This is a genomic window from Pseudomonas saponiphila (genome assembly GCF_900105185.1).
Lineage (GTDB): Bacteria > Pseudomonadota > Gammaproteobacteria > Pseudomonadales > Pseudomonadaceae > Aquipseudomonas > Aquipseudomonas saponiphila.
The window spans coordinates 1,396,475-1,418,726 of record NZ_FNTJ01000002.1; the positions used below are offsets into that span (position 1 = coordinate 1,396,475).

The following is a 22,252-nucleotide window of genomic DNA, read 5'->3' on the forward strand; positions in this document are numbered from 1 at the left end:
CGCATGTCTGGCGCCGTTTGCGTCCGGGCATCAGTCGCCGCATAAGGACTTACGTTACTCATGTTGACCATCGCACTGTCCAAGGGCCGTATCCTCGACGACACGCTGCCGCTTCTGGCTGAAGCGGGCATCGTGCCGACCGAGAATCCGGACAAGAGCCGCAAACTGATCATCCCCACGACCCAGGACGATGTACGCCTGCTGATCGTGCGCGCCACCGATGTGCCGACCTATGTCGAACATGGCGCCGCCGACCTCGGGGTGGCCGGCAAGGACGTCCTGATGGAGTACTCCGGCCAGGGCCTGTACGAACCGCTGGACCTGCAGATTGCCCAGTGCAAGCTGATGACCGCCGGAGCCATCGGCGCCGTCGAACCCAAGGGGCGCCTGCGGGTAGCCACCAAGTTCGTCAACGTGGCCAAGCGTTACTACGCCGAACAGGGCCGCCAGGTGGACATCATCAAGCTCTACGGCTCCATGGAGCTGGCGCCGCTGATCGGTCTGGCGGACAAGATCATCGACGTGGTCGACACCGGCAACACCCTGCGGGCCAACGGTCTGGAGCCCCAGGAACTGATCGCCACCATCAGCTCCCGTCTGGTGGTCAACAAGGCATCGATGAAGATGCAGCACGCCCGTATCCAGGCGTTGATCGACACCCTGCGCAAGGCAGTGGAGTCGCGACACCGCGGCTGATTCACATGCGTGGCCTTGAGCCGCGCCCATCTATCCGCGTCATAGCCAGAATGCTCAGGTGCCCACGCGGATGGCTTGGTAGTCTTGCGGCGCCTGAGCTTTGCAAATCCAAGCTTGCCCTTTTGAGCACTCGCCAATTACTGAGGCCTTCGCTATGACCGCTCCGACTGCAATTCGCCGACTCAACGCTGCCGATCCGGATTTCGCCCGTCATCTGGATCATCTGCTGAGCTGGGAAAGTGTCTCTGACGATTCGGTCAATCAGCGGGTGCTGGACATCATCAAGGCCGTGCGCGAGCGCGGGGATGCGGCGCTGGTGGAGTTCACCCAGCGTTTCGACGGTTTGCAGGTGGCTTCCATGGCCGATCTGATCCTGCCGCGCGAGCGCCTGGAACTGGCCCTGACCCGAATCACCGTGGCCCAGCGTGAAGCCCTGGAAAAGGCCGCGGCGCGGGTGCGCAGCTATCACGAGAAACAGAAGCAGGATTCCTGGAGCTACACCGAGGCCGACGGCACGGTGCTGGGCCAGAAGGTCACGCCGCTGGACCGCGCCGGCCTGTATGTACCGGGGGGCAAGGCGTCCTACCCGTCGTCGGTGCTGATGAACGCGATCCCGGCCAAGGTGGCGGGCGTGGCTGAAGTGGTGATGGTGGTGCCGACCCCGCGTGGTGAAGTCAACGAACTGGTGCTGGCGGCGGCCTGCATTGCCGGGGTCGACCGGGTGTTCACCATCGGCGGCGCCCAGGCTGTTGCCGCGCTGGCCTACGGCACCGAAAGCGTGCCCCAGGTGGACAAGGTGGTCGGTCCTGGCAACATCTATGTGGCCACCGCCAAGCGCCACGTATTTGGCCAGGTCGGCATCGACATGATCGCCGGCCCCTCGGAGATCCTCGTGGTCTGCGACGGTCAGACCGATCCGGACTGGATCGCCATGGACCTGTTCTCCCAGGCCGAGCACGACGAAGACGCCCAGGCGATCCTGGTCAGCCCGGACGCCGAGTTCCTGGATAAAGTCGCTGCGAGTATCGCCAAGCTGCTGCCGACCATGGAGCGCGCGGAAATAATCAACACTTCGATCAATGGCCGTGGCGCCCTGATCCAGGTTCGCGACATGCAGCAAGCCATGGACGTGGCCAATCGCATTGCCCCCGAGCACCTGGAGTTGTCGGTGGCCGACCCGCAAGCCTGGCTGCCGCAGATCCGTCACGCCGGGGCGATCTTCATGGGCCGTCACACTTCCGAGGCGCTGGGCGATTATTGCGCCGGGCCGAACCACGTGCTGCCGACGTCCGGCACCGCGCGTTTCTCCTCGCCGCTGGGGGTGTATGACTTCCAGAAACGCTCGTCGATCATCTTCTGCTCCGAGCAGGGTGCGTCCGAGCTGGGCCGGACCGCCTCGGTGCTGGCCCGTGGCGAGTCGCTGACCGCCCACGCCCGCAGCGCCGAATACCGCATCGTCGACGACCAAGATCAGGGGCAATGAACATGAGCAAATTCTGGAGTCCGTTCGTCAAGAACCTGGTGCCTTACGTGCCGGGTGAACAACCCAAGCTGACCAAGCTGGTCAAGCTCAACACCAATGAAAACCCCTATGGCCCGTCGCCCAAGGCCCTGGCGGCGATGCAGGCCGAGCTCAACGACAACCTGCGCCTGTACCCCGACCCCAACAGCGACCTGCTCAAGCAGGCAGTGGCCAGTTACTACGGGGTGCAGGGCAACCAGGTGTTCCTCGGCAACGGTTCCGACGAAGTCCTGGCGCACATTTTCCATGGCCTGCTGCAGCAGGATCAGCCGCTGCTGTTCCCGGACATCAGCTACAGCTTCTACCCGGTGTACTGTGGGCTGTATGGCATCGATTACCAGGCGGTGCCCCTGGACGAACAGTTCCAGATCAACGTAGCCGACTACGCCAAGCCCAACGGCGGGATCATCTTCCCCAACCCGAACGCGCCGACCGGCTGCCTGCTGGCCCTGGAGGCGGTGGAGCAGATCCTCCAGGCCAGCCCGGATTCGGTGGTGGTCGTGGACGAAGCCTATATCGACTTCGGCGGCCAGACCGCCATCAGTCTGGTGGACCGCTACCCCAACCTGCTGGTGACCCAGACCCTGTCCAAGTCGCGCTCCCTGGCCGGCTTGCGGGTGGGCCTGGCGGTGGGCCATCCGGATCTGATCGAGGCTTTGGAGCGGATCAAGAACAGCTTCAACTCCTACCCGCTGGATCGCCTGGCGATCGTCGGTGCGGCGGCGGCCTTCGAGGACCGCGAATATTTCGCCAAGACCTGCCAGCTGGTGATCGACAGCCGCGAGTGGGTGGTGGCGCAGTTGCAGGCCAAGGGCTTTGAAGTGCTGCCATCGGCGGCCAACTTCATCTTTGCCCGCCACCCGCAGCACGATGCGGCGGGGCTGGCGGCCAAGCTGCGCGAGCAAGGGGTGATAGTGCGTCACTTCAAGCAGGAGCGGATCGCCCAGTTCCTGCGGATCAGCATCGGCACCCCGGAGCAGAACCAGGCACTGATCGACGGGTTGGGGCAGCTCTAAGTCGTGAGCTGCAAGCTGCAAGTTGGAAGCCCAGAGCAATGCCAGGAGCCTCTGACTTGCAGCTACAAGCTTGCCACTTGTAGCTGCAGCCCCCGGCTGCCCTCATTCGTGGTGCGGGTTGCCGAGGAAGGTCAGGGAGCTGAACAGGCCGCGTGAAGCCACATCCGGATCGTCCTTGAGCGGTACTTCAAGCTCTGCGGCAATCACGTTCAAGCCTTCATTTCTCACCAGCACTTGCGCGCGTCCCTGGGCATCGGTCTCGGTGCTCAGGGTGCTCGGTGCATTGCGATAATCGCCGATCAACTTGACCCCAGCCACGGGCTGCCCATCCAGCATTACCCGCACCGGCAGGCTGTTGCCCTGGCCCACCGTCAGCGGGTCGACTTCCGGCAGGATCAGCAGCTTGAGCTGTTCCAGCTTGGGCAGCTTCGCCCCCGCTTGATAGATCGCCAGGCTGTACTTGAAGGTGTGGGTCGAGGCGATCGCCCCCGGGACTTTACTGCGCCCCTGGTTGACCCAGCCTTTGTCCGCCGTTTGCGACCACGGACCGTTGTCCAGCGCCACGGCCAGCACCGCCGGTGGCTTGAGTGGTTGCAGGCGTGCGTGGTCGGCCAGGCGTTGTACGGTCACTGGAATCATTCTGGCGGCGCCGTCGTAGGCCCAGGCACCGCTGACCTTCTTGGCCTTGAAGGCATCGTCTTCGGCCCCGTGGCCGTAGATCACTTCGATATTCCCGCGTCGCTGTTCGGTCCACAGACCGTGGGCCGAGGCCTGGGTTGTACCCAGGGTGGCGAGCAGGCCCAGCAGGGCGATTGATTTGAGGTTGTGCATGGCGATTTCCGGCTACAGGTTGAGGGTCAGGCTGACGGTGAAGTTGCGCGGCTCGCCTGGAGTGACCCAGTAGTTGCTGTAGGAGCGCTCGTAGTACTTCTCGTCGAACAGGTTGTTCAGGTTCAGGCCCAGGGTCAGGTTGTCGCTGGCCTTGTAGTGGGCCAGCAGGTCCAGGGTGCGGTAGGCGGGCAACTCGAAGCTGCCTCCAGCCTCGCCCGAGCGATCGCCGACGTAGGTCAGGGCGGCGCCGACGTCCGAGCCTTTGAGTCGCCCGTCCTGAAACTCATAGACGCCCAACAGGCTGCCGCTGTGCTTGGCCACGCCGAGTATGCGGCTGCCGGACGGGATCGCCCGATCGCCCTTGGTGACCTCGGCATCGATCAGCGCATAGGCACCGATCACCCGCACCGCATCGGTCAACTGGCCGGTCACTTGCGCATCGAAGCCCTGGCTGCGGGCCTTGCCCACGGCGCGGCTGGAGTCGCTGCCGGGGTCCAGGGCCAGGACGTTTTCCTTGTCGATATGGAAGGCGGCCAGGGTCGCGCTCAGGCGTTCGTCGAACAGCTCGCTCTTGATCCCCACTTCATAACCGACACCTTCCTCGGGCTTGAAGGTCTTGCCGGCCGCATCCAGCCCGTTGTTGGGCTTGAACGAGGTGGAGGCGTTGGCGAACAGGCCCCACTGCGGAGTCAGTTGATACAGCAGGCCGGCGCGCTGGGTCAGGGCGTCGTGGCTCTGGCGGCTGCGTTTGCCGGTGGTGTGGTCGTCGATCTTTTGCTCGAAGTGTTCAAAGCGGGCGCCGAGCGTGCCGCGCAGGCGGTCAGTGAAGACGATCTGGTCCTGCAGGTTGAGGGCCCGGCTTTCGACATGCTCGAAAAAGTCCGTGCCGGAACGCTTGCCGTCAGGCTTGGCCTGGCCGTAGATCGGATCGTGGATATCAATGGCGTAAGGGCCGCCGGCGAAGGTGGTGACTCGTTCGTTCTTGCGGTAGTTCTCGTATTCGCTGCCGATCAACAGTTCGTGCTGCCAGCTGCCGGTATCGAACAGGCCGCGCAGTTCCAGCTGGGTGATGCTGTCGTGCCAGTTGTTGTCGCGCTCGCGGTAGCGCCGATTGACCGTCCGCTGGTCGGCATTCAGCGGACGGGCCTCCGAGGCGAAGCCCCACAACTTGCCTTCCTTGTAGTGGCTCGCCAGGCGCAGCTTCCAGCTGTCGTTGAGGTGATGTTCCAGGGCGGCCTGGAGCATGTTGTTGTGGTTGTCGATGTTGCCGTCGCTGGGTTCGCCGAGGAAGGTCTTGCGGGAGACGCCGCTCCAGCGGTTGTTGGGGGCGACGATACCGCGGTCGAAAGTCGAGCTGTGGCGCACGAATTCGCTTTCCACCAGCAGGCTGGTGTCCGGGTTCAATTGCCAGCTGAAGGAGGGCGCGACGAACACCCGGCGACTGTCGACGTGGTCGCGGAAGCTGTGGTTGTCCTCCACCGCCAGATTGACCCGGGACAGCAGATTGCCCTGAGCATCCAGCGGGGTGTTGAGGTCCAGGGCGGTGCGGTAGCGGTCCCAACTGCCGGCGCTGGTCTGCAGGGTGGTGAAGGCTTCGGGCTGGGGTTTCTTGGTCACGATATTCACCGTACCGCCGGGGTCGCCGCGACCATAGAGGCTGGCGGCCGGGCCCTTGAGTACTTCGATGCGCTCGATATTGGCCGCGTCCGGGGTGCTGGGGTAGCCGCGGTTGGCGCTGAAGCCGTCCTTGTAGAACTCCGAGGTGGTGAAGCCGCGCACGCTGTATTCATACAGAGTCAGGCCGCCGAAGTTGTTCTGCTTGGAGACTCCGCTGGCAAACTCCAGGGCGCGTTCGACGTTGCTGCTGCCCAGGTCCTTGAGCACGCTGGCGGGGATCACGCTGACAGATTGCGGGATGTCACGGATCGCCGTATCGGTCTTGGTGGCGCTGGCCGAGCGCGTGGCCCGGTAGCCTTTGACCGGCCCTGTGGCGGATTCGTATTCGCTGGTGATGCGGGTTGTTTCGAGCTCCAGGGGCTGCGGTTCTTCGGCGAGCAGGGGATCGGCCAGCAGGCCCAGGGCCAGGCCGGCCAGGGGGAGGATTTTTCGGGACGTCATGGGGCTGTTCCAATAGCAATATTGAAACAATATAACATGACCAATGAGAATGTATGCTGTTGGCCCGGCATCGCCGGGCCCAGCTTTACTCTGCTTCCTTGACCGGTGCGGGGGGCGGACGCAGGCCGATTTCCGCCGTCAGCTTGAGTTCCTTGCCATTGCGCATCACCAGGATTGCGACTTTTTCCATCGGCTTGATGCGCGCCACCTGGTTCATCGAGCGGCGGCCGTCGCCGGCAGGTTCGCCGTCGATGCTGAGGATCACATCCCCCAGTTGCATGCCGGCTTTCTGTGCCGGGCCATCGCGGAAGATCCCCGCCACCACGATTCCGGGACGTCCGGCCAGGCCGAAGGACTCCGCCAGTTCCTGAGTCAGCGGTTGCACTTCGATTCCTAGCCAGCCGCGGATCACTTGACCATGCTCGATGATCGACTTCATCACCTCCATGGCCAGCTTGATCGGAATGGCGAAGCCGATGCCCTGTGAGCCGCCGGACTTGGAGAAGATCGCGGTGTTGATCCCGGTCAGGTTGCCATTGGCGTCCACCAGGGCGCCGCCGGAGTTGCCCGGGTTGATCGCGGCGTCGGTCTGGATGAAATCTTCGTAGTTGTTCAGGCCCAGCTGATTGCGTCCAGTGGCGCTGATGATGCCCATGGTCACGGTCTGGCCGACCCCGAACGGGTTGCCGATGGCCAGGGCGACGTCGCCGACGCGGACGCTTTCCGAGCGGCCGACGGTGATCGAAGGCAGATTCTTCAGGTCGATCTTGAGCACCGCCAGATCGGTTTCCGGATCGCTGCCGATGACTCGGGCCAGGGTTTCCCGCCCATCCTTGAGCGCCACCACGATCTGTTCGGCGCCGGAAGTCACGTGGTTGTTGGTCAGCAGATAACCTTCGGGGCTCATGATCACCCCGGAACCCAGGCTCGACTCCATGCGCTGCTGCTTGGGCAGGTTGTCGCCGAAGAAACGCCGGAACTGCGGGTCTTCAAACAGCGGGTGGGCCGGCTTGTTGATCACTTTGGTGGTGTACAGGTTAACCACCGCAGGCGCGGCAATCAGCACCGCATCGGCATAGGACACCGGTCCCTGCCGGGTGCTGGTGGTTTGTGGCGCTTGCTGCAGGTTGACGTCCAGGCTGGGCAGGCCGACCCACTGGGGGTAGCGCTGAATAATCAGCAACGCGATGAGCACGCCGGCCAGAAGCGGCCAGCCAAAAAAACGCAGAGCCTTGAGCATTGAGCGAGTCCTGGGTGGTTACGAAGGGCTGCGCACGGCCCATAATGTCGCGCATTATACGAGGCCGCGCGCGCCTCTGAACGGGATATTTAGGAGTCTTTTATGGCCGTTGCCCTGAGTACATTGGTGGAAGAAGCGGACCGCTATCTGGGCAGTTCACGCATCGCCGACTACTGCCCCAATGGCCTGCAGGTCGAAGGGCGTCCGCAGGTGATGCGTATTGTCAGCGGCGTCACCGCGAGCCAGGCATTGCTGGATGCCGCCGTGGAGGCCAAGGCCGATCTGGTGCTGGTGCATCACGGCTACTTCTGGAAAGGCGAGAACCCCTGCATCACCGGCATGAAGCAGCGTAGGTTGAAAACCCTGCTCAAGCACGACATCAGCCTGTTGGCCTATCACCTGCCCCTGGACCTGCATCCCGAGGTGGGCAACAACGTGCAGTTGGCCCGGCAGCTGGAGATCACCGTGGAAGGCCCATTGGACCCGGAGAACCCCAAGGTCGTCGGTCTGGTCGGATCCCTCAGCGAACCCATGACCGCGCGGGACTTTGCCCGGCGGGTGCAGGAAGCGATGGGCCGTGAACCGCTGCTGATCGAAGGCAGCGAGATGATCCGCCGGGTCGGCTGGTGCACCGGTGGGGGCCAGGGCTACATCGACCAGGCGGTGCAGGCCGGCGTCGACCTGTACCTGAGTGGCGAGGCCTCGGAGCAGACCTTCCACAGTGCCCGGGAAAACGACATCAGTTTCATCGCCGCCGGCCATCACGCCACCGAGCGTTACGGCGTCCAGGCCCTAGGCGACTATCTGGCCCGGCGCTTTGCCCTGGAACACCTGTTCATCGACTGCCCCAACCCGATCTGATCCCGTGCATGGGCCGTCCGGGCAGGCGATTTTTCTGCCTAACCGGGCGGCATATTCATATATCGTTTCGTTCTAGTTGGCTTCCTGATTAGAAGCAGGTCGCTGTGCTAGCATGCCCCGCTCGAACACGGCCCGATGGCCGTCCATAAGAAAGCTTTCGTGAGTAGCCATGGTCGACAAACTGACGCATCTGAAACAGCTGGAGGCGGAAAGCATCCACATCATCCGCGAGGTGGCCGCCGAGTTCGACAACCCGGTGATGCTGTACTCCATCGGTAAAGACTCCGCCGTGATGTTGCATCTGGCCCGCAAGGCGTTCTTCCCCGGCAAGCTGCCGTTCCCGGTGATGCACGTCGATACCCAGTGGAAATTCCAGGAAATGTACAAGTTCCGCGACCGCATGGTCGAAGAACTGGGCCTGGACCTGATCACTCACGTCAACCCGGATGGCGTGGCCCAGGGCATCAACCCTTTCACCCACGGCAGTGCCAAGCACACCGATATCATGAAGACCGAGGGCCTCAAGCAGGCCCTGGACAAGTACGGTTTCGACGCCGCGTTCGGCGGCGCCCGTCGCGATGAAGAGAAGTCCCGCGCCAAGGAGCGCGTCTACTCGTTCCGCGACAGCAAGCACCGCTGGGACCCGAAGAACCAGCGCCCCGAGCTGTGGAACGTCTACAACGGCAAGGTCAACAAGGGTGAGTCGATCCGCGTGTTCCCGCTGTCCAACTGGACCGAGCTGGACATCTGGCAATACATCTACCTGGAAGGCATCCCGATCGTGCCGCTGTACTTCGCCGCCGAGCGTGAAGTGATCGAGAAGAACGGTACCCTGATCATGATCGATGACGAGCGCATCCTCGAACATCTGTCCGATGAAGAGAAAGCCCGCATCGTCAAGAAGAAAGTGCGTTTCCGTACCCTTGGCTGCTACCCGTTGACGGGCGCGGTGGAGTCCGAGGCCGAGAGCCTGACGGACATCATCCAGGAAATGCTCCTGACGCGAACTTCCGAGCGCCAGGGCCGGGTCATCGACCACGATGGCGCAGGCTCGATGGAAGATAAAAAACGTCAGGGTTATTTCTGAGTTTTAAGTTACAAGCGACAAGCTGCAAGTTGCCTGCGTGATGCGTAGCTTGTGGCTTGATGCTTGCGGCAGGTTGCTGTGAGCCGACACCGGATGACTCGTCATGGATTTCGAGAAACTGGTGGTCTGGCGTAGAAGCAAAGCCTTGGCGGTGGAGATCTACAGAGAGTTTGCGCGATGTGAGGATTTCTCCTTCCGGAGTCAGATCACGCGCTCAGCACTCTCGGTGCCCTCCAATATTGCCGAAGGCATGGAGCGGCGTAGCGCCAGAGAGAAAGTTCACTATCTCTGGATCGCCAAAGCCTCCAATGGCGAGCTGCGCACGCAGATCATCATCGGTCAGGAAATTGCCTACATCACACAACCGCTGGCTGAACACTGGATTACAGAAACTCGCGAGCTTTCGAAAATGCTCAGCGGCTTGATCAAAAAAATTTCTGACTAGCTGTACGCCGACAAGCTTGCCGCTTGAAGCTGACAGCTTGGAGCTTGAACGCTATGAGCCATCAATCTGATTTGATCAGCGAGGACATCCTCGCGTACCTGGGCCAGCACGAACGTAAAGAGCTGCTGCGCTTTCTCACCTGCGGCAACGTCGATGACGGCAAGAGCACCCTGATCGGGCGCCTGCTGCACGACTCGAAGATGATCTACGAAGACCACCTGGAAGCCATTACCCGGGATTCGAAGAAGGTCGGCACCACCGGTGACGACATCGACCTGGCATTGCTGGTCGATGGGCTGCAGGCCGAGCGCGAGCAGGGCATCACCATTGATGTCGCCTACCGCTATTTCTCCACCGCCAAACGCAAGTTCATCATCGCCGACACCCCCGGCCATGAGCAGTACACCCGCAACATGGCCACCGGTGCTTCCACCTGTGACCTGGCGATCATCTTGGTGGATGCCCGCTACGGCGTGCAGACCCAGACCCGTCGCCACAGCTTCATCGCCTCGTTGCTGGGCATCAAGCACATCGTCGTCGCCATCAACAAGATGGACCTCAAGGACTTCGATGAAGGTGTGTTCGAGTCGATCAAGGCCGACTACCTGAAGTTTGCCCAGGGCCTGAAGTTGCAGCCCACCAGCCTGCACTTCGTGCCGATGTCGGCGCTCAAGGGCGACAACGTGGTGAACAAGAGCGAGCGTTCGCCCTGGTACACCGGGCAGTCGCTGATGGAAATCCTCGAAACCGTGGAAGTGGCCGGTGACCGCAACTTCACCGACCTGCGTTTCCCGGTGCAGTACGTCAACCGTCCGAACCTGAACTTCCGTGGCTTTGCCGGCACCCTGGCCAGCGGCATCGTGCACAAGGGCGACGAAGTCGTGGTGCTGCCGTCGGGCAAGAGCAGCCGGGTCAAGTCCATCGTCACCTTCGAGGGCGAGCTGGAGCAGGCAGGCCCGGGCCAGGCCGTGACCCTGACCATGGAAGACGAGATCGACATCTCCCGTGGCGACCTGCTGGTGCATGCCGACAACGTGCCGCCGGTCACCGACAGCTTCGAAGCCATGCTGGTGTGGATGGCCGAAGAGCCGATGCTGCCGGGCAAGAAATACGACATCAAGCGTGCTACCAGCTACGTGCCGGGCTCGATTGCCAGCATCATCCACAAGGTCGATGTGAACACCCTGGAAGAGGGCGCGGCCAGCGCGCTGCAACTGAACGAGATCGGCAAGGTCAAGGTCAGCCTCGACGCGCCGATCGCCTTGGATGGCTACGACAGCAACCGCACCACCGGGGCCTTCATCGTCATCGACCGCTTGACCAACGGCACCGTCGGCGCCGGCATGATCATCGCCCAGCCAGTGGCCCATGGCAGCGCCACCCACCATGGCAAGCTGGCCCATGTCGCCACCGAAGAGCGTGCCCAGCGCTTCGGCCAGCAACCGGCCACCGTGCTGTTCAGCGGCCTGTCGGGCGCCGGCAAGAGCACCCTGGCCTACGCCGTGGAGCGCAAGCTGTTCGACATGGGGCGCGCGGTGTATGTGCTCGATGGCCAGAACCTGCGGCACGACCTGAACAAGGGCCTGCCCCAGGACCGTGCCGGGCGGACCGAGAATTGGCGCCGTGCGGCCCACGTCGCCCGTCAGTTCAACGAAGCCGGCCTGCTGACCCTGGCGGCGTTCGTGGCGCCGAGTGCCGAAGGGCGCGAGCAGGCCAAGGACCTGATCGGCAAGGAGCGTCTGCTGACGGTTTACGTCCAGGCATCGCCTGCGGTGTGCGCCGAGCGTGATCCGCAAGGGCTGTACGCGGCGGGCGGGGATAACATCCCGGGCGAATCCTTCCCTTACGACGTGCCGCTCAATGCCGATCTGGTGATCGACACCCAGGCGCTGTCGGTGGAAGAGAGTGTCAAGCAGGTGCTGGACCTGTTGCGTAGCCGCGGCGCGATCTAAGCCGTAGCCAAAAGCCCGCAGTCGAGTGATCGGCTGCGGGCTTTTTTGTGCGCTTGAATTAGCCTTCCCCGGCCAGGACGGTTCAGCTCCGTAGGAGCTGGCTTGCCAGCGAAGAGGCCCTCAAGGTTTTGCCGGATACTCTCGATGCAGCTTTTCCAGCAGCGCATCCTTGGCCTGCCACTGCTGGTTGATCCAGCCCTGGAATTCCTGACGATAGGCCGTGTCCTGCTCGTAGTTCCGGCCAATGAACTGCGGCGGAATCCGCACCTCCTCGAAGTGCACCACCACGTCCTTGACTCGGCCGCACAGCAGGTCCCAGAAACCGGGACGGCCAGCGGGATAGTGCAGGGTCACATCGATGATCGAGTGCAACTGCTCGCCCATGGCGTCGAGGACGAAGGCGATGCCGCCAGCCTTGGGCTTGAGCAGGTAGCGGAACGGTGATTGCTGCTGGGCGTGCTTGGCCTCGGTAAAGCGCGTGCCTTCGACGAAGTTGAAGATACCCACCGGGTTGTTGCGAAACTTCGCGCAGGTCTTGCGGGTGGTTTCCAGATCCTTGCCTTTCTTCTCCGGATGCTTTTCCAGGTAGGCCTTGGAGTAGCGCTTCATGAACGGAAAACCCAGGGCCCACCAGGCCAGGCCAATCACCGGCACCCAGATCAATTCTTGCTTGAGGAAGAACTTCAGCGGGCGGATGCGCCGGTTGAACACGTACTGCAGGACCATGATGTCGACCCAGCTCTGGTGGTTGCTGGTGACCAGGTAGGAGTGCTGGTAATCCAGGCCTTGCAGGTCCTGCACATGCCAGCGGGTGCGGCACACCAGCTGCATCCAGGCCTTGTTGTTGCTGATCCAGGCTTCGTGGGTGTGGTTCATCAGCCAGTGCGTCAGGCGCTGGGTGAGGGCGAAGGGCAGGGCCTTGCAGATCGCCACGCAGAACAGGAACGAGCACAGCAGGATGGTGTTCAGCGCCAGCAGGATCGAGGCGATGATCCCGCGCACGACGGCAGGTAGAAATTCCAGCATTTAGACATCCATGGGTCGGTTGGCGGCTTGAATCGCAGTCAGGGCGATGGTGTAGACGATGTCATCCACCTGGGCGCCCCGGGGCAGGTCGTTCACGGGCTTGCGCAGGCCTTGCAGCATCGGGCCCAGGCTGACGCAATCGGCACTGCGCTGCACCGCCTTGTGAGTGGTGTTGCCGGTGTTCAGGTCGGGGAACACGAACACTGTGGCCTTGCCCGCCACCTGGCTGTTGGGCGCCAGTTGTCGGGCGACGTTTTCGTTGGCCGCGGCGTCGTATTGCAACGGGCCGTCGATCAGCAGTGAGCGCTGGGCTTCGTGGGCCAGCAGGGTCGCCTCGCGGACTTTCTCCACTTCTTCGCCACTGGCCGAGTCGCCGCTGGAGTAGCTGATCATTGCCACCCGTGGGGTGATGCCGAAGGCCGCCGCCGAGTCGGCGCTCTGCAAGGCGATTTCCGCCAGCTCGCTGGCGCTGGGGTGCGGGTTCATCACGCAGTCGCCATAGACCAGCACCTGCTCGGGGAACAGCATGAAGAACACCGAAGACACCAGGCTACAGCCCGGGGCGGTCTTGATCAGTTGCAGGGCCGGGCGGATGGTGTTGGCGGTGGAGTGGATGACCCCGGAAACCAGGCCATCGACTTCATCCAGGGCCAGCATCACGGTGCCGATCACCACCGGGTCTTCCAGTTGCTGCTCGGCCATGGGCGCGTTCAGGCTCTTGCTCTTGCGCAGGGCCACCATGGGCTCCACGTAGCGCTCGCGGATCAGGTCCGGGTCGAGAATCTCCAGGCCTTCGGGCAAGTCGATGCCCTGGGCCCGGGCCACTGCATGCACTTCCTCCGGCTTGGCCAGCAGCACGCAGCGGGCAATGCCGCGAGCCTGGCAGATGGCGGCGGCCTGCACGGTCAGGGGCTCGCTGCCTTCGGGCAGGACGATGCGCTTGTCGGCCTGTTGGGCGCGCTGGATCAACTGGTAGCGGAACACCGCTGGCGACAGGCGCATTTCCCGCGGGGTGCCGCAGCGTTGGTGCAGCCAGTTGGCGTCCAGGTGGCTGGCGACGAAGTCGGTGATGATTTCCGCGCGCTCGCGGTCATCGATGGGGATTTCCTTGTTCAGGCCATTGAGCTGGTTGGCCGTGTCGTAGGAGCCGGTGCTGACCGACAGCACTGGCAGGCCGGCGTTCAGGGCGCCTCGGCACAGCTCCATGATCCGCGGGTCGGGCAGGGTGTCGCTGGTCAGCAGCAGGCCGGCCAGGGGCACGCCGTTGATGGCCGCCAGGCTCACGGCGAGGATGATGTCGTCGCGGTCCCCCGGGGTCACCACCAGCACGCCGGGCTTGAGCAGCTCCACGGTGTTGCGCATGGTGCGCGCGCAAATGATGATCTTGGTCATGCGCCGGCTTTCGTAGTCGCCGGCGTTGAGCACCTGGGCGCCCATCAGTTCCGCTACGTCGCGGGTGCGTGGGGCGTTGAGTTCCGGCTGGAAGGGAATGCAACCCAGCAGGCGGAAGTCACCGCTGCGCAGCAATGGCGAATGCTCCTTCAAGCGTGCGGAGAAGGCCTCCATGCTTTCATCGGTGCGCACCTTGTTGAGGATCACCCCCAGCACTTTCGGGTCCCGTGGGCCGCCGAACAGCTGTGCCTGCAGTTCGACCCGGCCGGACAGTTCGGTGAGTACTTCGTTTTCCGGGGCGGACACCAGGATCACCTCGGCATCCAGGCTTTTCGCCAGGTGCAGGTTGACCCGGGCGGCATAGCTGGCGCTGCGGGTCGGCACCATGCCCTCGACGATCAGCACGTCCTTGCCGATGGCGGCTTGCTGGTAGAGGGTGATGATTTCCTCCAGCAGTTCATCCAGCTGACCGTCGCCGAGCATCCGCTCGACATGGGCCAGGCCCAGGGGTTGCGGCGGCTTCAGACCGTGGGTACGGGCCACCAGTTCGGTGGAGCGTTCGGGGCCGGTATCGCCCGGATGAGGCTGGGCAATGGGTTTGAAAAAGCCGACCTTGAGGCCGGCCCGTTCCAGGGTACGCACCAGCCCGAGGCTGATGGAGGTCAGACCCACACCAAAATCGGTGGGCGCGATGAAAAAAGTTTGCATGCGAATTCTCGGAAGGTGCATGGCAAGGGCGACGGTCTAAGGCCGTCTGCCGAATCGTCAGGCGCTAAGGTTATCGCTTCCCGGGGCTTGAGCACACCAGCCGCAGGCAAAGGGCTGGCCTATTTTTTCTGTCCGCTGCTGTGGGTCCAGGACCCAGGCCCGGGATTGCCAGGGCGGCTGGTGGCGCAGGTGCTGGGTATGGCCGCAGGACAGCTCCGCCACCCAGTGGCCGTCTTCATCCTGATGAAATCCACGAATTGTCGACGGGGTTTTCCCGTTCCGTTGGTCCGGGTTCCGTTCGCTTTCGAGCGATTGCTTCGCTAAACTTCGACCCTCTTCATTCTTATGCAAAAGGTCCCACCCCATGCTGATCGCCGCCAATAAGGCTGTCTCCATCGACTATACCCTCACCAACGACGCTGGTGAGGTCATCGACAGCTCTGCCGGCGGCGCCCCGCTGGTTTACCTGCAAGGCGCAGGTAACATCATTCCTGGTCTGGAAAAGGCTCTGGAAGGCAAGCAAGTCGGTGACGAGCTGAACGTTTCCGTAGAACCTGAAGATGCCTACGGCGAATACGCTGCCGAACTGGTCAGCACCCTGAGCCGCAGCATGTTCGAAGGCGTCGACGAGCTGGAAGTGGGCATGCAGTTCCACGCTTCCGCTCCGGACGGCCAGATGCAGATCGTGACCATCCGTGATCTGGACGGCGACGACGTGACCGTCGACGGCAACCACCCGCTGGCTGGCCAGCGCCTGAACTTCCAGGTCAAGATCGTTGCCATCCGTGACGCCAGCCAGGAAGAAATCGCCCATGGCCACGTCCATGGCGAAGGTGGCCATCACCACTGATTTTCTGCGCTAAGCTCAAGCTTACTGGAGAGGCGCCCGAGGGCGCCTTTTTAGTCCGCGGCTTTTGGCTGTACTGTCGAGAGGCTGTCTTCTGTAGGAACACAGGAATTTGGAGTTCGTCATGAGTGCTTTTCACGACCTTAAATTGAAAGCCCTGGATGGTCAGGAGCTACCGCTCGCGCCCTTCAAGGGGCAAGTCGTGCTGGTGGTCAACGTCGCCTCCAAATGTGGTCTGACACCACAATATGCGGCGTTGGAAAATCTCTACCAGCAATACAAGGGCCAGGGGTTCAGCGTGCTGGGCCTGCCCTGCAATCAGTTCGCCGGGCAGGAGCCGGGAACCGAGCAGCAGATCCAGGAGTTTTGCAGCCTCAACTACGGGGTGACCTTTCCCTTGAGTGCCAAGCTTGAGGTCAATGGCCCCGAGCGTCATCAGCTGTACCGCCTGCTGGCAGGCGAGGGGGCCGAGTTTCCGGGGGACATCACCTGGAACTTCGAAAAATTCCTCCTGGGCAAGGATGGCCGGGTTCTGGCGCGCTTCTCGCCACGCACCGCGCCGGATGATCCCACTGTGGTCCAGGCTATCGAGAAGGCCTTGAGCTGAAGCGGCCAGCCGGGTCCACCCGCCCGGCCCATTGTTCCTGCCTGCCCCGCGCCGCTCTCATGCGGCGTTTTTGCATCTAAATCACTTAAATCAATAATGCTGTGCAGGGCTTTGGGGGACGAATATTATCCCCATCATAAGTGCGCCGGGGCAGGTATCCGGCGCGGTCTTGTGCGTCGAATATCGACTCAAGCCTTTTTGTCGGAGTGCAGCATGCCTGTTCAAGCCTTGTTCAAACCCTTTCAACTCGGCGCGCTGGAGCTGCCGACCCGTGTGGTGATGGCGCCCATGACCCGCTCGTTTTCCCCGGGTGGGGTGCCCAACTCCAAGGTCATCGAGTATTACCGGCGCCGAGCCGCCGCCGGCGTGGGCCTGATCATCACCGAAGGCACCACGGTCGGCCACAAGGCCGCCAACGGTTACCCCAACGTGCCGCAGTTCTATGGCGAAGCGGCCCTGGCCGGCTGGAAGAAGGTGGTGGACGCGGTGCATGCCGAGGGCGGCAAGATCGTCCCGCAGCTGTGGCATGTGGGCAATGTGCGGCGCCTGGGCACCGAACCGGATGCCAGCGTGCCCGGCTACGGCCCCAGTGAGAAGCTCAAGGATGGCCAGGTGGTGGTGCATGGCATGACCCACGAGGACATCCGGGAGGTGATCGCCGCCTTCGCCCAGGCCGCCAAGGATGCCCAGAGCATCGGCATGGACGGCGTGGAAATTCATGGCGCCCACGGCTATCTGGTGGACCAGTTCTTCTGGGAAGGCAGCAACCAGCGCAGTGACGAATACGGTGGCGACCTGGCCCAGCGTTCGCGTTTCGCCATCGAACTGATCCAGGCCGTGCGTGCCGCTGTCGGTCCGGAGTTCCCGATCATCCTGCGCTTCTCCCAATGGAAGCAGCAGGACTACAGCGCTCGCCTGGTACAAACCCCGCAAGCCCTGGGTGCCTTCCTCAAGCCGCTGGCGGATGCCGGTGTGGATATCTTCCACTGCTCGACCCGGCGCTTCTGGGAGCCGGAGTTCGAAGGATCGGATCTGAACCTGGCCGGCTGGACCCGCAAGCTCACTGGCAAGCCGACCATCACCGTGGGCAGCGTTGGCCTGGATGGCGAGTTCCTGCAGTTCATGGTCAACACCGACAAGGTGGCGCAGCCGGCCAGTCTGGAAAACCTGTTGCAGCGCCTGAACAACGACGAGTTCGATTTGGTGGCCGTGGGCCGGGCCCTGCTGGTGGATCCGGATTGGGCACAGAAAGTCCGCGAGGGCCGTGAGCAGGACATTCTGCCGTTCAGCCGTGAAGCCCTGATGACCCTGGTCTAACGCCCGGCTCCGGGCGGCGAGGGGGGCAGCCTCCTCACCGTCTGGAGTGTCTTGACCGCACTTGGCGTTTGCAGCGCCGTTTCGATCATTGCCTCGTAGTCCGCAGCCGGAACCGGCTGGCAGGCATTGCGCAACTGATCTTCAAACTGTTCGATCACGGCGGGCCACCCTTGGCGGCTGGCGTGTTGCCGGGCGTTGAGACGTACCCGGCGCAGGGTTTCCGCTTCCTCCAGCAGCCAGCCGGCAGCCTCGCAGAACGCACCCTCATCCCCGGGCATGGCCAGCACGCCGTTGTAGCCATGGCGGATGTGCTGGGCTGCAGCGGCCTGATCGTAAGCCACCACCGCCAACCCTGACGCCAGGGCTTCCAGCACTACGTTGCCGAAGGTTTCGGTCAGGCTGGGAAACAGGAACACATCCCCCGAGGCGTAGTGGGCCGCCAGCGCCTCGCCGCGCTGGCTACCGCAGAACAGAGCCTCGGGCAGGCTTTTTTCCAGGGCGGCACGTTGTGGGCCGTCACCCACCACGATCAACTTCATCCGACGCTGTGGATAACTGGCCTTGAGCTGTTCGAAGCAACGCTTGAGCAGCCCGAGATTCTTCTCCGGCGCCAGGCGCCCGACATGGATCACCGCCAGGTCGTCGTTGCCCAGGCCCCAATGGCTGCGCAGCTCATTGAGCCGCTTGGCCGGATGGAACAACTGGCTGTCGACGCCCCGGGACAGCAGGGCCAGGCGTTCGAAGTGGCGGCGTTCCAGCTCCAGGCGCTGGCTGGCACTGGGCACCAGGGTCAGCTTCGAACGGTTGTGGAACCAGCGCAGGTAGTGGGTCAGCAGGCGGGTCAGCAAACCCAGGCCGTACTGGCTGGAATACTGCTGGAAGTTGGTGTGAAAGCCGCTGACCACCGAGATCCCCAGGCGCTTGGCAGCCCGCAGAGCGGATAATCCCAACGGCCCTTCAGTGGCGATGTAGAGCACGTCCGGGCGCTGGCGTTTCCAGCGCCGCAGCAGTTTGTGCATCGACGACTGACCCCATTGCAGCCCCGGATAGCCCGGCAGCGGCCAGCCGCGGCACAGCAGCAGTGCTTCATCGCTGGGGCGACTCTGATCGCAGCCCTGGCGTGGGCGCACCAGCTCCACCTGATGCCCACGGGCGCGCAGGCCATCGCATAGGCGGCCAAGGGTATTGGCCACGCCATTGATTTCCGGTGGGAAGGTTTCAGTGATGAGGGTGATATGCAGAGCAGTCGTCATGGCCTCAGTGTCGGATGAGGCCATGTCGCCATTGTGACGTGCGGATGATGGATTTATGACGTCGTGGCCCTATTGGCCCGGCAGCTTCTCCACCCCGCGTTCACGCACCCAGAACAGCGTCGCCCCGGCCACGGCGGCCGGCATCATCAGGATGTTGACGAAGGGGATCATCAGCGCCAGGTAGACGATGCCGCCAAAGCCCAGGCTCTGCCAGCGCTTTTCCCGCAGCCAGGCGAGCATGTCCTGCCAGCTCATCTTGTGGTTGTCCGCCGGGTAGTCGATGTACTGGATGGCCATCATCCAGATGCCGAACAGCAGCCACAGCGGCGCGGCCACCAGGTTGACCACCGGGATCAGCGAGAGGATGAACAGGCCGATGGCCCGGGGCAGGAAATAGCCGAGCTTGCGCATTTCCCGGGACAGGGTGCGGGGGATCATGGCGATCAGCTCGCCCCAGCTGAAGGCCGGAAAATCATCGGTGCCGCGGACCACGGTTTCGACTTTTTCCGATAGAAAGCCGTTGAAGGGCGCGGCGATGATGTTGGCCAGCATGGTGAAGGTAAAAAACACCATCAGCGCCACCAGCACCAAGAACAGCGGCCAGAGGATGTAACTGAGAAAGCTCAGCCAGTCCGGCAGGGTCGGCATCAGGCTGTCGATCCACAGGCTGAACTGGTGGCCGGCGAAATAGATCAATCCGACGAACAGTATCAGGTTGATCGCCAGGGGCAGGAGCACGAACAGGCGCAGGCCAGGGCTGAGGACCAGCTTCAGGCCTTCGCGCAGGTATTGCGGTCCGGACAGTACGGGGGCGGGCATAGAACGCTCCGAGCAGGTGGAAAACGCGCCGACCTTACCGGCTTTGCCCAGGGGGTGAAAGCGGTGAGATCAGCTCGACATCAACGGTAACAAAGACCCTTTCAAATGAGTCCGCTGAGGATAGAGACCGCCTATGAGCTGGATTGTTAAACCGTATTTCCTTAATCTTCGCCCCCTCTATACGCTTCACCCATTATTTTTTGGACGGACGAGTCAAAGCCTTCCCCAAGGTATCGCCGTCCTTTTTTATTCCAGCCGGCAATCCGGCGTTCCGTGCCAGGTCACCCGGGCCGGTCGATAGGAGTGAGTCATGTCTGAAGTACGTCATTCGCGTGTGATTATTCTCGGTTCCGGCCCTGCTGGTTACAGCGCCGCCGTCTATGCCGCCCGGGCCAACCTGAAGCCGCTGCTGATCACCGGCATGCAGGCCGGCGGCCAGCTGACCACCACCACTGAAGTCGACAACTGGCCTGGCGACGTGCACGGCCTGACCGGCCCTGCGCTGATGGAGCGGATGCGCGAGCACGCCGAGCGTTTCGAAACCGAAATCGTCTTCGATCACATCAATGCCGTGGACTTCGCCGCCAAGCCTTACACCCTGACCGGCGACAGCGCGACCTACACCTGCGATGCCCTGATCATCGCCACCGGCGCCAGCGCCCGTTACCTGGGCCTGCCTTCGGAAGAAGCCTTCATGGGCAAGGGCGTTTCCGCCTGCGCCACTTGCGATGGTTTCTTCTATCGCAACAAGCCGGTGGCCGTGGTCGGCGGTGGCAACACTGCCGTTGAAGAGGCCCTGTACCTGGCCAACATCGCCAGCACCGTGACCCTGATCCACCGTCGCGAAACCTTCCGCGCCGAGAAGATCCTGATCGACAAGCTCAACGCCCGTGTGGCCGAAGGCAAGATCATCCTCAAGCTCAATGCCAACCTCGACGAAGTCCTGGGCGACAACATGGGCGTGACCGGTGCTCGCCTGAAGAACAACGACGGCAGCTTCGACGAACTGAAAGTCGACGGTGTGTTCATCGCCATCGGCCACACCCCGAACACCTCGCTGTTCGAAGGCCAACTGACCCTCAAGGACGGTTACCTGGTGGTGCAGGGCGGCCGTGACGGCAACGCTACCGCGACCAGCGTCGAAGGCATCTTTGCCGCCGGTGACGTGGCCGACCACGTGTACCGTCAGGCCATCACCTCGGCCGGCGCCGGCTGCATGGCGGCACTGGACACCGAGCGTTACCTGGACGGTCTGCAGAACGCTGCACACTGATTCCCAGGCAATAAAAAAACCGGCGCAAGCCGGTTTTTTTATGGGTGTTGCACTGTAGGAGCCGGCTTGCCGGCGAAGAGTCCTCCGAGCCCTGCGCTGCCTGCGCTGACGCCTTCGCTGGCGAGCCAGCTCCTACAGAGTACGGATCAGCGTCGGGTCAGCGGCTGGGCGGCGAACTTCACCCCGGCCAGGCCGTGGGCGATCAGGGCGCGGATATTGCCGTGATCAGTGCCCTCGGGAGTGGCCAGTACCGAGCGGTAGTGTTCGCCGAAGGCCAACAGGGCCTCTTTGTCGCTCAGGCCTTCCAGTAGGGCCAGGCCCAGGGTCTTGCATGAACCTTCGTTCTGCCCGGCAGCGTTTTCCACGCCGCCGTTGCTGAACGCCTGGGGCTGGTAGTGGTAGCCGGCGGCGATAAAGGCCAGGGTGTCGGCAAAGACGTGTTCACCGCTGTTGAGGCTGGCGCGCAGGGTGTTCAGATCAGTCATGGGGCTTTCCTTTGGCGAACGCCGCTTGTTGCTCGGCGCTGGCTTCTTTCTGGTAGAGATTTTTCCATTCGGCGTAGGGCATGCCGTACACCACTTCGCGGGCTTCATCGAGGCTGACCTCGATCTGGCGTTCATCGGCTTCGGCCTTGTACCACTTGGACAGGCAATTGCGGCAGAACCCGGCCAGGTTCATCAGGTCGATGTTCTGCACGTCCTTGCGGTTGTCCAGGTGGGCCACCAGGCGGCGAAAGGCCGCGGCTTCCAGTTCCAGGCGTTGTTGAGGGGACATAAGACTCACTGCACATAGAAAAATGGGAACAGCTGCAAGCTACAAGCTGCCAGCGGCAAGTGAAAGCCGAAACGCTTTGACGTGCCGCTTGGCGCTAGCGACTTGCCGCCAATGTGATCGACACCGATTCGGCAAAGCGCAGGGCGTGGGGCTTGTCGACCTCGACCTCGGCGTAGTGCACCGAGTCGTTGCTCATCACCAGGTCCAGCAGTTCCTGGGTCAGGCGCTCCAGCAGGGCGAAGCGGTTGCCTTCGACGTGAGCGATGATCGCCTTGGTGATGGTGCGGTAGTTCAGTGCGTGGTCGATGTCGTTGTCACGCACCGCCTCCTGGGCGGGGTACAGGATGGTCAGGTTGATCAGCACATCCTGCTTGTTGAGGATCTCTTCCTCGTTGATTCCGATGTAGGTCCGCAGGAGCAGGTCCTTGACTCGGATACGAGCCATTCCTGGCTGAAGTTGTGGCATTG

22 protein-coding genes are annotated in these 22,252 nt (G+C 62.7%); 11 read left to right on the top strand and 11 right to left on the bottom strand.

Annotated elements, in window-relative coordinates:
* Positions 1–60: 60 nt before the first annotated feature.
* The 3 genes from hisG (at position 61) to hisC (ending at position 3,234) form a co-directional block, all read left to right on the top strand.
* On the top strand, positions 61–696 hold the full coding sequence (gene hisG / locus BLV47_RS28205) for an ATP phosphoribosyltransferase (RefSeq protein WP_016968619.1): 636 nt from the start codon (positions 61–63) through the stop codon (positions 694–696).
* Between the two features lie 154 nt (positions 697–850).
* On the top strand, positions 851–2,179 hold the full coding sequence (gene hisD, locus BLV47_RS28210; RefSeq protein WP_092319646.1) for a histidinol dehydrogenase: 1,329 nt from the start codon (positions 851–853) through the stop codon (positions 2,177–2,179).
* A gap of 2 nt (positions 2,180–2,181) precedes the next feature.
* Positions 2,182–3,234, top strand: coding sequence for a histidinol-phosphate transaminase (gene hisC, locus BLV47_RS28215; RefSeq protein WP_092319648.1), 1,053 nt, complete (start codon positions 2,182–2,184; stop codon positions 3,232–3,234).
* A 102-nt stretch (positions 3,235–3,336) separates the two neighbouring features.
* On the opposite strand, the gene BLV47_RS28220 is transcribed toward hisC, so the two are convergent.
* The 3 genes from BLV47_RS28220 to algW form a co-directional block, all read right to left on the bottom strand.
* Positions 3,337–4,065, bottom strand: a complete 729-nt coding sequence (locus BLV47_RS28220; protein ID WP_092319650.1) for a DUF4198 domain-containing protein — start codon at positions 4,063–4,065, stop codon at positions 3,337–3,339.
* A gap of 12 nt (positions 4,066–4,077) precedes the next feature.
* Complete coding sequence (locus BLV47_RS28225) at positions 4,078–6,183, bottom strand: TonB-dependent siderophore receptor (RefSeq protein ID WP_092319652.1); 2,106 nt, start codon at positions 6,181–6,183, stop codon at positions 4,078–4,080.
* Between the two features lie 85 nt (positions 6,184–6,268).
* The gene (gene algW / locus BLV47_RS28230) at positions 6,269–7,423 is read right to left on the bottom strand and encodes a Do family serine endopeptidase AlgW (protein ID WP_092319654.1); all 1,155 of its coding nucleotides are present in this window, start codon (positions 7,421–7,423) and stop codon (positions 6,269–6,271) included.
* 102 nt (positions 7,424–7,525) lie between these two features.
* Between algW and BLV47_RS28235 the strand changes: the two genes are divergently transcribed.
* The 4 genes from BLV47_RS28235 to cysN all read left to right on the top strand — a co-directional run bounded on the left by BLV47_RS28235 (position 7,526) and on the right by cysN (position 11,768).
* Positions 7,526–8,284 carry a Nif3-like dinuclear metal center hexameric protein gene (locus BLV47_RS28235; protein WP_092319656.1) on the top strand — a complete coding sequence of 253 codons (759 nt, stop codon included), beginning with the start codon at positions 7,526–7,528 and terminating at the stop codon, positions 8,282–8,284.
* A 169-nt stretch (positions 8,285–8,453) separates the two neighbouring features.
* On the top strand, positions 8,454–9,371 hold the full coding sequence (gene cysD / locus BLV47_RS28240; RefSeq protein ID WP_060837559.1) for a sulfate adenylyltransferase subunit CysD: 918 nt from the start codon (positions 8,454–8,456) through the stop codon (positions 9,369–9,371).
* A 103-nt stretch (positions 9,372–9,474) separates the two neighbouring features.
* Positions 9,475–9,816: a four helix bundle protein gene (locus tag BLV47_RS28245; protein WP_092319658.1), complete on the top strand. Its 342-nt coding sequence runs from the start codon at positions 9,475–9,477 to the stop codon at positions 9,814–9,816.
* Between the two features lie 53 nt (positions 9,817–9,869).
* On the top strand, positions 9,870–11,768 hold the full coding sequence (cysN, locus tag BLV47_RS28250; protein ID WP_092319660.1) for a sulfate adenylyltransferase subunit CysN: 1,899 nt from the start codon (positions 9,870–9,872) through the stop codon (positions 11,766–11,768).
* Between the two features lie 120 nt (positions 11,769–11,888).
* Here cysN and BLV47_RS28255 read toward each other — a convergent pair whose 3' ends face one another.
* Genes BLV47_RS28255 through BLV47_RS28265 form a run of 3 tightly spaced genes read right to left on the bottom strand, consistent with a single transcriptional unit; the run spans position 11,889 to position 15,290 of the window.
* On the bottom strand, positions 11,889–12,794 hold the full coding sequence (locus tag BLV47_RS28255) for an acyltransferase (protein WP_092319662.1): 906 nt from the start codon (positions 12,792–12,794) through the stop codon (positions 11,889–11,891).
* A complete protein-coding gene (gene pta / locus BLV47_RS28260; RefSeq protein WP_092319664.1) occupies positions 12,795–14,894 on the bottom strand; it encodes a phosphate acetyltransferase in 2,100 nt (699 codons plus the stop codon).
* A 57-nt stretch (positions 14,895–14,951) separates the two neighbouring features.
* A complete protein-coding gene (locus BLV47_RS28265) occupies positions 14,952–15,290 on the bottom strand; it encodes a DUF3565 domain-containing protein (protein ID WP_092320581.1) in 339 nt (112 codons plus the stop codon).
* On the opposite strand from BLV47_RS28265, the gene BLV47_RS28270 reads away from it, so the two are divergent.
* The 3 genes from BLV47_RS28270 (at position 15,259) to BLV47_RS28280 (ending at position 17,665) form a co-directional block, all read left to right on the top strand.
* Positions 15,259–15,744 carry an FKBP-type peptidyl-prolyl cis-trans isomerase gene (locus tag BLV47_RS28270; RefSeq protein WP_016964800.1) on the top strand — a complete coding sequence of 162 codons (486 nt, stop codon included), beginning with the start codon at positions 15,259–15,261 and terminating at the stop codon, positions 15,742–15,744. The two genes, BLV47_RS28265 and BLV47_RS28270, sit on opposite strands and share 32 nt — an antisense overlap.
* A gap of 121 nt (positions 15,745–15,865) precedes the next feature.
* Entirely contained in the window at positions 15,866–16,348 is a 483-nt protein-coding gene (locus BLV47_RS28275; RefSeq protein WP_092319666.1) for a glutathione peroxidase, read from the top strand.
* Positions 16,349–16,561: 213 nt separating this feature from the next.
* Positions 16,562–17,665, top strand: coding sequence for an NADH:flavin oxidoreductase (locus tag BLV47_RS28280; RefSeq protein ID WP_092319668.1), 1,104 nt, complete (start codon positions 16,562–16,564; stop codon positions 17,663–17,665).
* On the opposite strand, the gene BLV47_RS28285 is transcribed toward BLV47_RS28280, so the two are convergent.
* Both BLV47_RS28285 and cysZ read right to left on the bottom strand, forming a co-directional pair.
* Positions 17,662–18,942, bottom strand: coding sequence for a glycosyltransferase family 4 protein (locus BLV47_RS28285; RefSeq protein ID WP_092319670.1), 1,281 nt, complete (start codon positions 18,940–18,942; stop codon positions 17,662–17,664). The genes BLV47_RS28280 and BLV47_RS28285 overlap by 4 nt on opposite strands.
* A gap of 45 nt (positions 18,943–18,987) precedes the next feature.
* Entirely contained in the window at positions 18,988–19,737 is a 750-nt protein-coding gene (cysZ, locus tag BLV47_RS28290) for a sulfate transporter CysZ (RefSeq protein ID WP_092319672.1), read from the bottom strand.
* A 310-nt stretch (positions 19,738–20,047) separates the two neighbouring features.
* On the opposite strand from cysZ, the gene trxB reads away from it, so the two are divergent.
* Positions 20,048–21,010, top strand: coding sequence for a thioredoxin-disulfide reductase (gene trxB / locus BLV47_RS28300; RefSeq protein WP_060837566.1), 963 nt, complete (start codon positions 20,048–20,050; stop codon positions 21,008–21,010).
* 146 nt (positions 21,011–21,156) lie between these two features.
* Here trxB and BLV47_RS28305 read toward each other — a convergent pair whose 3' ends face one another.
* From BLV47_RS28305 to folX, 3 genes are all read right to left on the bottom strand, one after another.
* Positions 21,157–21,495: a HopJ type III effector protein gene (locus BLV47_RS28305; protein WP_092319674.1), complete on the bottom strand. Its 339-nt coding sequence runs from the start codon at positions 21,493–21,495 to the stop codon at positions 21,157–21,159.
* On the bottom strand, positions 21,488–21,784 hold the full coding sequence (locus BLV47_RS28310; RefSeq protein WP_060837568.1) for a DUF1244 domain-containing protein: 297 nt from the start codon (positions 21,782–21,784) through the stop codon (positions 21,488–21,490). The genes BLV47_RS28305 and BLV47_RS28310 overlap by 8 nt, the downstream gene beginning before the upstream one ends.
* Before the next feature lie 94 nt (positions 21,785–21,878).
* Entirely contained in the window at positions 21,879–22,250 is a 372-nt protein-coding gene (gene folX / locus BLV47_RS28315) for a dihydroneopterin triphosphate 2'-epimerase (RefSeq protein ID WP_060837569.1), read from the bottom strand.
* Positions 22,251–22,252 lie beyond the last annotated feature (2 nt).